This is a genomic window from Cupriavidus sp. a3 (assembly GCF_051015765.1).
Taxonomy (GTDB): domain Bacteria; phylum Pseudomonadota; class Gammaproteobacteria; order Burkholderiales; family Burkholderiaceae; genus Cupriavidus; species Cupriavidus oxalaticus_A.
The window spans coordinates 1,903,059-1,915,531 of the sequence record NZ_CP170644.1 but is presented as its reverse complement, the minus strand read 5'-3'; the positions used below and the strand labels follow the sequence as shown (position 1 = coordinate 1,915,531).

Below are 12,473 nucleotides of genomic sequence, written 5' to 3'. Positions count from 1 at the left end.
GGCTCTTATCTTGAAGTTCCCACGGGATTTCAAGGAGACACCATGAGCCAAACCGGCATCAGCGGCTACAAGATCGAATCACGCCCGCCCGAGGCCCGCTACGCGCGCGGCTGGCACTGCCTCGGCCTGGCCGACGCCTATCGCGACGGCAAGCCGCACACACTCGATATCTTTGGCAGGCGCCTGGCGGCGTTCGCCGACTCTACCGGCGCCATCCGCGTGATCGACGGCTTCTGCCCGCACATGGGCGCGGACCTCAGCACCGGCACAGTGCAGGGCGACAACCTGGTATGCCCGTTCCACGGCTGGCAGTGGGGCGGCGACGGCGGCTGCAAGTCGATCCCTTATTGCAAACGCGTGCCGCCCAAGGCGCGCGTCGGCGCGTGGCAGACCTGCGAGCAGAACCGGCTGCTGTTCATCTGGCACGATCCAGAGGGCCGTCCGGCGCCGCCGGAGGTGGCGATTCCGCGCATCGAGGCCTGCTTCTCGCCGGAGTGGTCGGAATGGGCCATGGACGAGATGGTGATCCGCACCAACTGCCGGGAGCTGGTAGACAATATCTCCGACATGGCGCATTTCGGCACCGTACACGGGTCGCCGGTCGACTATTTCGCCAATCTGTTCGAAGACCACAAGGCCACACAGCTGATGATCGGGCGCAGTGCCCGGCTGTCGGGCGATGCGCAGCTGACGGCGTTGTCGACTTACTTCGGTCCGGCGTACCACATCACCGACATGAGCGGCCGCATGGGCGACCAGGAGATCCACTCCGTCCTGCTCAACTGCCATGTGCCGATCGACCTGAACAGCTTCGTGCTGCGCTACGGCGTGCTGGTGAAGAAGATTCCGGGGCTGAGCGACGAGCAGAACCGCGCCATGGCGCAAGCCTACGTCGAGCAGGCGCGCCAGGCCTTCTATGAGGACGTGGCCATCTGGGACAGCAAGATCCGCATCGACAACCCGCTGCTGTGCGAAGGCGACGGGCCGATCTACCAGATGCGTGACTGGTACCAGCAGTTCTACACCGACATCGAGCAGGTGCGGCCGTCCAGCGTGGCGCGCCGCGTGATCGAGCTGAACCCGGGCAATATCGTGCCGCCGGCCCTGCGGCACGTGTTCGAGGACTGACCATGAAAACCGCAGTCATTACCGGTGCCGCGTCCGGCATGGGCGCGGCCGTGCGGGCGCGCATGCTGGCCGACGGTTGCCGGGTCATCGGCGTCGACCTGCGCGACGCGGACATTCTTGCCGATCTTTCCACCGGGCCAGGCCGCGCTGCGGCGATCGATGCTGTGCTGTCGCATTCGGACGGCCGCATCGACCAGTTGATCTGCTGCGCCGGCCTGGGCCCGCATGTCGATCCTGCAACACTGGTGGCGTCGGTCAACTACTTCGGCGTGGTGGCGTTGCTGGATGGCTTGTTCGATGCGCTGCGCCACGGGCGGGATCCGTGCGCCGTGGTGGTGTCTTCCAGTTCCGCCACGCTGCAGTGCTGGGAGGGCAGCCCTTTGCGCGATGCCTACCTCGCCGTCGATGAGGCCGGCGTGCGTGCCTTGCTCGAAGCTGCCGCGGCGGCGGAAGCGACGCGGGACCAGGCTGGCTATATCGCCTATGCCAGCTCCAAGCATGCGGTGACGGCAGCTGCGCGGCAACGTGCCGGAGCCTGGGGGCAGGCGGGTGTTCGCCTCAACGTGGTGGCGCCGGGTGCGGTGGAAACACCGCTGCTGCAGGCGGGGTTGAAGGATCCGCGCTACGGCGATGCCATACGCGATTTCCTGCCACCGCTGGGTCGCCGTGCGCAGCCTGAGGAGGTGGCTGGTCTGATTACTTTCCTTTGCGGGCCGCAGGCAGGCTATATGCATGGCAACGTGGTGTTCATCGACGGCGGCGTCGATGCCGCGCAGCGTCCGCTGACGTTCTGAAGCGGTGGCGGCATGTGCCAATGCCGCCTGGTTTGCCCTCGCGACACGGCCGGAAAGCCTTGCCGTGGCATAGGGGGATCAGAACTCGAGCCCGACCTGGGCGGCGACGTTGTGCGATTTGGTGCGGAACAGTTCCGGCTTCTTGACGGGCCAGCCAAGCGTCACTTCGTAAGTCAGCGCCGCATCGTGGCACATGGCCCAGCGCCCGCGCGCCCCGATCACCGCGCCGATCAGTGTCTGGCCCACCAGGAACTGCGCGGAGGGACCGCCTACGTGACCGGCGTCAAAGCCGACGAACGCCTCCTGACGGGCGTTGCCGAGTTGCCAGGCGAGGTCGTTGCGCCAAGTGATGCCGTTTTCGGCCGCCAGGGTGAGTTGCTCATCGAAGCCGCGCACCGAATAGCGGTTGCCGATGGTGTAATAGTCGGATGGCAGGATGCGTGTGCGCGCGTACTGCATGCGGACATTGGTCTGGTAACGCAGGTGCTGGCCAGCCACCTGGAGCGGCACCATCAGACCGGCATTCGCCAGCACGATCTCCGATTTGCCAGCCCAGGACGGATCGCCGAGGACGAAGCCCGGCGCCTTCGAGTGCGCCGGCAGCGATCTGCGCCACGCCGCGCCAATGTCGAACACATTGGCGCCGAAGAACTGGCGGTGTGCTGCGCCGAACTCCAGGCCGACGAAGTCGCGGTGCTGCACGGCGAGGTCGATGCCGTCCAGCGTGCTGCTCGCTGTCTTGCGGAAAACCTTGCCGTACAGGCTGGTCTTGCCCGAGGCATTGCGGAATGGCACATAGCCCAGGCCCGCCTCGATCTGCGTGCTGCGCCCGCCGTAGACGATATCGCCCTCGAAGCCCGCTACGGTCTGGTGGTATTTCGACTGGTTGGCATCGACGAATGCGTTCCAGTAGCCAAACGGAATGCTGTAGTTGATGGCCGACGAGCGCGTGCCGGCGGCGCCGTTGCCGACGTCGGCATTGGTGTTGCCCGAGATCGTCAGGCTGTCATACAGGAACAGCGGCGAATCTACGGTCAGCGTGCCGCCCATCTGGTACTTGCCGGTGGACTCCAGGCCGCCGTTGTCGCCTGTCACCAGCGCATGCCAGCGCTTGCCCGTGCCGGGCTTGACGACCAGATCGGTGTCGCCTGGATTGTCACCGGGCACGAGGTCGATGCCGGCATCGGCCTGGCCCTGCAGGCGGCGCATGTTCTCCATGCCCTGGTCGAGGTCGCGCTGGTTGACCAGTCCGCCGGGACCAGTCGGCAGGGCCGTGCGCCACCAGCCGGGCGTGCCGTCGGCCTTGACGCCGGTGATGCGCCCGGCCACCACGCGCAGGCGCAACGTGCCGCTGGCGAGGTTTTGTTCGGGGATCAGCACGCGCGTGGTCACATAGCCCAGGGCGACGAGGCGTGCGGCGAAGTATTGCTGAATAGTCTCCAATCCCTTGCCGCCGACGCATTGGCCGGGCAGGATGCCGGCCTCGGCGCGCAGCCATTCGAAGTCTTCGGCGCCTTCCCATTCCGCGGTCAGAATCGGGAAGCACGGCGCCTCGGTGGGCAGGATCAGCTGCCCGGTTACGGTGGGTGTCTCGGGCGCGGGCGTCAATACGTCGGGACGGGCCAGGGCGCGTTCACGCGCGGCCCCCTGCTGTTGTTCCTGGCGGCGCTCGATGGCGTCGTTCGGAGTGACGGCCGGGAAGAACGGCAATGCCTGGGCAACCGCCAGCGAGGGGAACGACAGGAGGAACGGGACAAATGGAGAGGTAGCGCGCGCCTTGTGACGCGCGTTCTTGGTCTTGGGAAGCATGAATTAAAATGCCAGAAACATCAAACGGGCTTGCACAACCTGTAACGCTATGCAATCCATTTTTCGTAGGCGAAATAGAGAATCACGCCGAAGACGAATGCAAGGAATAGGACGTAGGAGATCTTTTCCGATCGACTCATCTTCTTCCATTGATCCGGTGTTGGGCCACCGCCGATTGCCATAGTTTTTTCCTTTACCTTGAATTCTCTTTTGTCGGTGAGGAATGACCCCATGGCATTAAGCCAAAGCTGATCCTTCCTGGTGACGCAACGCCAAACTCAATTGCCGTGGCACCGCCGTACGCGTGCGTAATCGCGGCATAACCATTGACGCGGAAAGGTGTTGGAATAGAAATGAAGGCTTGGTTTCCGTCGCCATTTATGAACGAATTGGTATCATTCCCATTGTTTGCCCCGAATATCCAGCCAAAGCTCATTGCTCCACCAAGTGAAAATGAAACTGCGGATGGATTTGTCAGGACCACCCCCGTGGAAAGATACTTCGTGCCGTCATGAAGATTCATCGCTCCGCCGACGGTGCCCGACAATGCTCCTCCGCTGACTGTTACGTAGTCGGGTAGCAAGCCACGGCCACCGGTACCTCCGATGCCAGCGGCACATTCCGCAGTGATACATCCGCTAGCAGCAGGGGTAAACAGGTTCTGCGGAGAAGTTGATGTCGATGCAGTTGACTGACCGAGGGTATCCGTACTCCAGTTGTAGGGCGACATTTCTCCCCCGGTCTTCCCCTGAATATAGGCGGCAAGCCCGGGATCAACGTTGGACTGAACCTGCTGAACCAAATAGCGGCCATTTCCGTTTTCGTCCTGACCCACCTCCCATTTTGCGCCCATGTCGCTGACACCGTTGGGGTTGTTCTTACCATCGACAACCATGCCGCTCGTCACATTCTCGCCACGCAGGGAGTTGCCACCCGCGCGCATCGCGTTCTCGATCTGCTCTGTCGTGTACTTTCCGCCGCTGTCTTTTGCCAGCTTGATCGTCAATGCTCGTTCGTCATTGCCGAGCTGGCGGTTGAAGCGATCCGTAGTGGACGCCGTAGCCGCGCCGGAGCCGCCGCCGAGAACCGCACCAATACTGCCTGCAGCAATATTGGCTGCAAGGTTACCAATCGCTTGATCAAGTTCGCTGCTGCCGGTGCTAACTGCGCTATTGGCGGCGTTAGCCAACTGGCTTAAATTGCCGCCGGCCAAGGATGCCGCGCCCGCGCCAGCCGCTCCGGCCAACGCATTGCCTCCACCCAGGCCGGCGACGAGTGCACCGCCCGCGCTGTGGAGTGCAGCGCGATACTCACCCCCTTCCTTCCAGCCGTCGATATCGGACTGGGCTGCCGCCATGGCCGCCTGGTTTTCGGCGCTCGGATCCTGGCGATACGCCTCCGCAGCAGCCTTGTACCGTTCTTCCGCCGCCGCCTGCTTAGCATTGGCAACCTGACCTACCGTCTTCGCTATTGCCTCGCCCGCCGCCAGCGCCGCAGCCATCGTGTCCGCCTGCTTGTCGAGCACGTTCTTCAGGTCGGGATTCTTTTCCACCGTAGTGTTCGTGGCGGCGGTGTCGCGCTTGAGGCTCGACAAGTCCTGCTTCTGATGCGCCTCGTCTCGGATCGCGATGGTGCCATCCGCAATGGCGCTGAGCGCCACGCCGTCCTGGCTGCCGCTCTCATGCTGCGGGATCATCGGGCTGATGCCGCCGGTGTTCCTGCCCGAGGTCTGGCCGCTGTTCTTCTCGCTGTTCTGTGGGCCAGCGGTAATGCCACCCGAAACGCCGAACGAGGTTGCGCTGTAGTCGGAGTGGCTCCGGATATCGCTGAAGCTGAGCGTGCCGGTGTCGAGCTGGTTCTTGTCCTTGCCGGCGGCGCTGGCGATCACCGCGCCCTTGAGGTCAGTATTGCCCTCCACCCGGATGTCGAAGCCGCCTTCTCCTGCGTAGATGCCCGATTGCTCGCTCACGTTCGCGTAGTTGCCGCTGGCCTTGCCCTGGCTCGCGGAGCCGCTGGCCGAACCGCCGCCCTGGCTGATGCTGAAGCCGCCACCCGTGCTTTCCTGCCGGGCGCGCACCTTTTCGGTGTCCTGGCGGCTGGCAATGTTCAGGTTGCCGCCGACATCGCCCAGCACCTTGCCACCGCTCACCGTGGCGCCCAGGATATTGGTGTCGTTGCCCGACACCAAGGTGACGGACTCCTTGCCGGTCACATGGCTGTTGGCCTGCGTGGCGCCCTGGCTGTCGGCGTTGCCTCTGGCCGTCGAGGCCGAGGCCGAGGCGCCAAAGCCTGCGTTGTTCGGACCCATGCCGTAGGAGACACCGACGCTGGCGCTGCTCGACTTGTTGGTGCTGTGGCTCTCGTTCGTGTCCGTGGCCGACACGATGTTGATGTCATTCTTCACACCGAGCACCACCTTGTTGGCGTCGATGTTCGAGCTGATGATGTTCAGGTTGCCGGCCGTCCCGTTGCCATTGGCATCCACGCCCGTGGCAGTAAAGGCGGTCGTGCCGCCCGCTGACACGTTGGACCCATTGTGAAGGGTGCTGTCCTCGGTAAGGGTTTGCTTGCTCCGGCTATTGCCGAAAGACAGGGTAAGCGCGGCGCCGCCGGCAAGTCCATCCTTGGCGAGCGATGTGGCGGCGTCGTAGGCATCGCGCCCGGCGGCCATGCCCCACAGCGCCGAGGCGCGTCCGTCCTGGCTCTGGCTGGCCGAGATGACTTTGTTGCCCGCATTGATCGCCGCGCCGATGGCGCCGCCCGACACGCCCAGCGTGAAGCCGCTTTGCTTGACCTCATGCGTCTCGTCATGGTGCTGGCGGTTCTGCGCGGCCTCGATGGTCACGTCGGCGCCCACACCGGTGATGTCCTTGGCGGCGATCAGGTCGCTGCCAGTGAGCTTCAGCGTACTGCCCGCATTCATGTGCACGCTGCCACCCGTGGAGCCTACCAGGCTGCCCACTTGCTGCGTGCTGTTGTCGCTGACGGTGTCCTTCTGTTCGCGCTTGCCGTAGGAGAGGCCGGAACCGGTGGCGCCAAATCCGGTCTTCTTCTCCTCCTTGAAGCTGTAGGATGAGGACGTGGTCTCTGCCGTGCCGATGGCGATATTGCGTCCGGCGTCGAGGGTCACGTCGTGCGTGGCGGCAATGGTGCTGCCAGAGGTGTTCAGGTCACGACCCGCCGTCATGTCAACCGTGTCGCCCGAGAAGGTGCTGCCGAGCGCCTCAGTGCGGCTTGCCGCGTCGATGGTATGGGTGGACTTCTTCGACAGGACGCCGCCGCTTTGCTTCGACTGCTCGTCGCGTATCGCCGCGCTTGCCTCAACGGCCTTCACGTTGATGTCACGGGTCGCGCTGACGGCGAGGGCGCCGTCAGCGTTCACGTACGCGGCCTTGGCATTGATATCCCGGCCGGCAACGAGCGCTACATCGTGGCCGATGATCTGTGAGCCGAGCTCCGCGCTGCGCGCCACGCTGGAGCGGTTCTTCGCGTCCGCGACGGCATCGAAGCTCTCGGCGACCTTCACCGTGTCCAGGTTGATATCCCGTCCGGCGCCCATGCCGAGGCTGCCGGTTGCCGTGATGCTGGCCGCCTGGCTATTGATATCCCGGCCCGCTACGAGCACGGCATTGTCCACGTCCACGCTCGCGACGCCGCTTATTACGGTGCGGCTGGCGGTGGATTCGCCGGCCTTGTTGCTGTCCGAGGCTGTGGTGGTGGACAGGTTGATGTCCCTGCCGGCCGTGGCTGCCAACTCGCCGGCACTGATCCTGCCCGCCAGATTCTCGATATCCTGCTTCGCGTGCAATTCCATGTTGCCGGCTGACAGCGTGCCGCGCTCGTTACGGATATTGCCGGCATCGATCAGCATCACGTCGCGCGCCGCGATGGTGCCGGTGTTCTTCACATCCCCGCCGGTCTGGATCGCCATGTTGCGCGCCGTGATCAGCGTGCCGTCGCCCTTGAGGTCGCCCTCGCGCACCTTTAGGTAAACCTGTGGCACCAGCACCTGCTGCGTGGAGCCGTCCGGCAGCGTGACGGTCTTCTCGACCAGCCAGACGATGTCGGTGGTGAGCGCCTGCATCTGCTCAGCGGTGAGTGCCGTCCCAATGGTCAGGGAGAACTGTTTGGCGAATTCGGCGCCCAACTGCATTAGCGCCTTGTACTGGGCCTCATTGTCGGTGTAGTCCCCAACGAAGCGCTGGCCGGTGCCGAGCATCACGGCGTCGGCCACCAGCCGCGCCTCATAGAAGCCGTCGCCCAGGCGCTTGAGGGCCCTGGTCGGGTCCTGGCCGAGCTGGGTCAGCATGTAATCGCTGGACAGCCACTGGCGCTGGTTGGTGAAGCGCGGGTCGGTCTCGATCAGGTAGCGCGCGCCGGGGTCGGTGCGCGTGACGAATAGCGCGTTGCCGGGCATCGCCAGCGACGGGGTGACGGTGCGGATCAGCTCGCCGCCCAGGCGCCCTCCGGCCGTACTGCCGCCGGGATTTAGCGACACCTGCATCAAGCTTGGCGCGCTGGCAATCGGGCCGGTGCCGGCCTTCGGGTCGACGGACGCACCGCTGCCAGGGACCGTTTGCAGATGCTCCTGCGTGGTGCCCGTTGCCAGAACCAGCGGAAGCGTCAGATTGAGCGGAGCCAAGGGGGAGCTGTCGCTGCGCCGGTCCGGTGCGTTGACGCCGCGATTGATGTAGTGCCACGCCTGGGTGCCGGTGCTAGTCTCGAAGCGGGTGCCGGTATAGCCTTCGTTGCGTACTGGTGCCGGCGCGGTCAGTGTGCCGCCGACGGCAATCTCGCTCTTGTCGTTGGCCACGGCCCCGTTGATCGTGGCATTGCCGCCAACCAGCAATCGGGCGGGATCGGTATGCAAGACCACCTCCTCGCGCACTTGCGTCTGCTTGTCCACGGAATAGAAGTTGTCGACAGTGCGCGCGTGAAAATCCTTGTTGAAGGCAACGATCCTTTCGTTTAGCGCTTCATATTTCGCAACATTGGCGCCTTGCCAGTCGCGGTACTTCTGGTATGCGGCATTGCACGCCGGCGGGGCGTCGATCTCGCACGGTGCGGCATAAGGAGGAGGCGCACTGTCGGGACGCTCGACCTTCAGCTTGTCCCAGATCGGGTGGTCGGGTGGATAGTTGTACTGCTGCGTCACCAGCACCGGATTTCCGTTTGCATCCTTCTCGTAGTGCGAGGTGTAGGCCAGACCCAGCGGCGACCACTGTTCTTGTGGCAGGCCGCCGTAGTAGTCCAGGTAATAGGGGTCCTGCCAAGGCATCACTGGTCCGGCCTCGCCGTCGGGGCGGCGCGACCAGTCGAACGGCGGACCGAATTCAGCAAATGGATATTGCTCCGAGGGCAGCAGCAGCACGCGTGCCACGCCTTTCTGGTTGCCATCGCGGTACAGCCAGCCAAGGTCCGTGCCTGGATGGAAGTAATCGTCCTTGCCGCTCCAGTCGAAGATAAGCGCTGTGGTCGGGTCGATATCGTCCATTGACCCCTTGAGGCGGTAGACCAGAGTCCTTTTCACGCCGGTGTCCGTCTCCTGGGCCTCGAAATGGCTGTTTTCGTTGCGGATGCTGGCCGCGTTGATGTTGGCGTCGCGTGCCACATCGATGACGGCCGAGGCGTTGGTGAGCGAGCTGGCCTGTCCCGTGGCTTTGCCCTCGGCGTCCAGCGCACCGCCGACGTTCAGGTCCTGCGACGACAGGATGAGCGCGTGCTCGCGGTTGACGATGTCCGGCGCGCCCAGGTTGACATCCCCGGTGCGCGAGGCGATCACGGCCCCTTTGCCAGTGGCGGCGTCCTGGTCGTTCAGGATCTGCACGCCGGCGCCGATGGCAACAGCGTCCCCGAAGATGCGGTCGGTATTGGTGACCGTCGTGCCGGCCTGCACACGCACCGTGCCGCCTTCGATCAGGCCGCTGTTGGTGACTGCCTCGTCGGCGCGCACGGTGTTGGCGACTTCGCCGTACAACTCCCCCGAGTTGTCGACATTGCGGGCATGTACGTCGATCGAGTTGGCGGACAGCATCTTGCCGCTGTTGACGATATTGCCAGCGGTGTCGAAGGTCAGGTTCCCGCCGGCGGCGAGCGTTTTGGTGTTGGTGAAGTCGTTGGTCAGGTGGATATCAACATCCCCCTTGGACCGCACTGTACCGTCGCCGGAAAGGCTATTGCCAACGATGGCGAGCCGGGTGTCGGCCGCCAGCAGGCCATCGGTGTTGGTGGTGGCGCCGACATTGAACTGCGCGGTGCCGCCCGAAGTCATCTCGCCCCGGGTGTTGTTGAACGTCGCCGAGGCGACCGTCATGGCTGTGTCGGCCCGTAGGGCACCATCGATATTGTCGATGGTGCTGGCGGCGATCCGGACGCTGCCGCCTTCCATACCTTTCGGCGCCGCGTCGGTCCCGCCGAGCGTGCTGCGGTTCACCACCGTGCTCGCTTGAACGTCGAGCAGGCCGCCGGCATGGGCAAAGCCCGCCGTGTTGTCGAAGCCGCCGGTCAGGCGGATTGTCGCGTCGCCTTTCGAGGCGAGATAGCCGCTGTTGTTGGCCAGGCTCCCGGCGGTCACGTCAAGCGGCCCACCGGTAACGAACTTGCCTCCGGAGTTATCCAGGATCGTCGCATTGACCTTAGCCGACTGCTGCCCGGAGACCGTCCCGGCCTGGTTGCTGAAGACCCCCGTGGCGAGCGTCAATGGCCCGTCGGCGACTGTCAGGCCACCGTTGCCGTTGTCGTACAGGTGCCCGTGCGTGTCTGCCACCAGCAGTCCGGTGGACTGCACCACACCTCCGCGGTTGTCGAAGAGGCCCGTGTCGGTTTGGACGCTGGCACCCGAGATCTCACCGGCGTTGTTCGTGAGCGCCTGGCCGCCGGTATCGGCCTTGAGCGCCTGGACTGCCGACAGTTGCCCATGGTCGTTGGTGATGGCGCCGCCGACAATGACCAAGTCCCTGGTCGCCAGGGCCTTGCCGGCGGTGTTGTCCAGAGCGCCATTCAGGGTCAGGTTGTCCTGCACGGAGCCGATCACGCCGCCGCGGTTGGCGATGGTCGCCCCAGCTACAGTCGTCGCTCCGGTGCCGGCTACGGTGGCGCCGGCATTGTCCACGGTATGCGATGCGGCGACGCGCAGTGCGCCGGCACTGGTGATGGCGCCGTTCTGGTTCAACACGGTAGCGCCGCTGACCTGGCCGCCGTTGGTGCCGGCCACGATGGCGCCGCCCCGGTTATCCACCCTGCCGCCGGCATTGACCTGCAAGGCAGTGGCTTCGAGCCGCGCGTTCTGGAGCGTGATGTCACCCGAGGCGTTCAGGGTGGCAGTGTTGTGCGCGACGGTCGTACCGTTGGACAGGTCCAGCGTTGGCGCCGACAGGTTGGAATCGGCCCCGGTGACGAGCTTGCCGCTGGACTGGATGGCGGTGCGCGCGGCAAGGCTGGCCGTGCCCGCGCCGGTGACGCTGGCATTGGCATCGACCCCGGCGCCGATGGTCCCGGTGTTCACAATACGCTCGGCGAAGCCCAGCAGATCCGTGCCGGCCGCCATCGTTCCGCTGTTGGCCAGCTGCCCCGGCGTGCTGCCATTGATGGCGCCGCGCGTAGTGATGGTGCCGGCGTTATCGATGTTGGTCCCGGCAACGTTGGCGCCACCCTCGGACTGCAGGCGGCCACCCGGCACGATGCGCACGTCCCCATTGTTGTCCACGACGATATCGCCAGCGCGGGTTGTGATGCCGCCGCCGACATTGAAGCCGATGCCTTTTTCGGTCCCGATGAGACGTACCGAATTCGCGTACATCGACCCCAGCGCCGCCGCATCCAGCGCGAACTGCGGCGCGGCGCCCGTGCCCGCCTGCGGCGTGGCGTTGAGCGTCGAGTGGTCAATATGGTTCGCGCCTGCAATGGCGTTCAGGTGCCTGGCCCACAGTTCGGCGTTAATGCTGATTGAGCGCGCCAGCAGATCGACCTGCGCCTGCGGGCTGGACAGGCCTGGGCCATCAATCCCGATATGGCCTTCCCGCACATCGAACCCGGTCAGGCTGCCATCGGCCCCAAACACCGGGCGCCCCGTTGAAAGCGTGAAGCGGTCTGCATTGATCACGCCGCAGCCCGAGCAGGTGATGCCCGCGGGGTTGGCCAGGACCAGGTTGGCGCGATTGCCGGCGATTTCCTGCGCCCCTAGCAATTGTGACGGATTGGGTTGCGTCACCTGAACCACGATATTGCCGGCACTGCTGTTGCCCAGCTGCACGTTGCCCTGAACCCAGCCCGCAATCCGGGTCTGCGAGTTCTGGCCGCCGTTGTTCAGCACCACGCCGGACGGGCCTACGTTGTACTGGATGAAATTGTTGACGCTGGTTCCACCGTTGCGTTGGGGCGGGGCGATGTTCACGACCGGGACGCCATTGGACGCGACCCCGACCACCGGACGTTGCCCTGGCACATTCCTGTCCGCCTGGATCGGCAGCGTCTGCGCCGCTACGGGGACGCCCATCATTGCCGTCGTCACAGCGGTGAGCCATAGCACCGGCACGAACGCCGTTGTCGCGCCGCCGCGCGTTCCGCCATGGCGGCCCTTGGCGCATCCCGTCGCGCTTTCGCGAACTGCCACCAGCATGCCGCGAACGGCATTGAATACCAGCCGATAGAGTCTTGTGTTCATGATGGCTCTTGTCTTGCACAGCTTCACCCGGCGAGAACACCGTCCCCGGGCACTGGCATCGCGCTGCCATCGTTGATGTG

5 protein-coding genes are annotated in these 12,473 nt (G+C 64.7%); 2 read left to right on the top strand and 3 right to left on the bottom strand.

What is annotated here, in order from left to right:
• Nucleotides 1–42 precede the first annotated feature (42 nt).
• Nucleotides 43–1,128, top strand: coding sequence for a Rieske 2Fe-2S domain-containing protein (locus ACAD63_RS30500; RefSeq protein WP_133094861.1), 1,086 nt, complete (start codon nucleotides 43–45; stop codon nucleotides 1,126–1,128).
• A gap of 2 nt (nucleotides 1,129–1,130) precedes the next feature.
• Nucleotides 1,131–1,922, top strand: coding sequence for an SDR family oxidoreductase (locus tag ACAD63_RS30495; RefSeq protein ID WP_135703626.1), 792 nt, complete (start codon nucleotides 1,131–1,133; stop codon nucleotides 1,920–1,922).
• A 78-nt stretch (nucleotides 1,923–2,000) separates the two neighbouring features.
• On the opposite strand, the gene ACAD63_RS30490 is transcribed toward ACAD63_RS30495, so the two are convergent.
• From ACAD63_RS30490 to ACAD63_RS30480, 3 genes are read right to left on the bottom strand one after another with little or no spacing between them, the layout of a single operon-like run.
• Nucleotides 2,001–3,731, bottom strand: a complete 1,731-nt coding sequence (locus tag ACAD63_RS30490; RefSeq protein WP_135703627.1) for a ShlB/FhaC/HecB family hemolysin secretion/activation protein — start codon at nucleotides 3,729–3,731, stop codon at nucleotides 2,001–2,003.
• Nucleotides 3,732–3,778: 47 nt separating this feature from the next.
• Entirely contained in the window at nucleotides 3,779–3,913 is a 135-nt protein-coding gene (locus tag ACAD63_RS30485; protein ID WP_255519741.1) for a hypothetical protein, read from the bottom strand.
• A gap of 11 nt (nucleotides 3,914–3,924) precedes the next feature.
• Nucleotides 3,925–12,393, bottom strand: a complete 8,469-nt coding sequence (locus tag ACAD63_RS30480) for a hemagglutinin repeat-containing protein (protein ID WP_434034227.1) — start codon at nucleotides 12,391–12,393, stop codon at nucleotides 3,925–3,927.
• Between the last annotated feature and the right edge of the window lie 80 nt (nucleotides 12,394–12,473).

Bases quoted from the DNA above. Each gene is read 5' to 3' on its own strand.
- ACAD63_RS30495 (WP_135703626.1), top strand. From the start codon at position 1,131: ATGAAAACCGCAGTCATTACCGGTGCCGCGTCCGGCATGGGCGCGGCC.
- ACAD63_RS30480 (WP_434034227.1), bottom strand. From the start codon at position 12,393: ATGAACACAAGACTCTATCGGCTGGTATTCAATGCCGTTCGCGGCATG.
- ACAD63_RS30490 (WP_135703627.1), bottom strand. From the start codon at position 3,731: ATGCTTCCCAAGACCAAGAACGCGCGTCACAAGGCGCGCGCTACCTCT.
- ACAD63_RS30485 (WP_255519741.1), bottom strand. From the start codon at position 3,913: ATGGCAATCGGCGGTGGCCCAACACCGGATCAATGGAAGAAGATGAGT.
- ACAD63_RS30500 (WP_133094861.1), top strand. From the start codon at position 43: ATGAGCCAAACCGGCATCAGCGGCTACAAGATCGAATCACGCCCGCCC.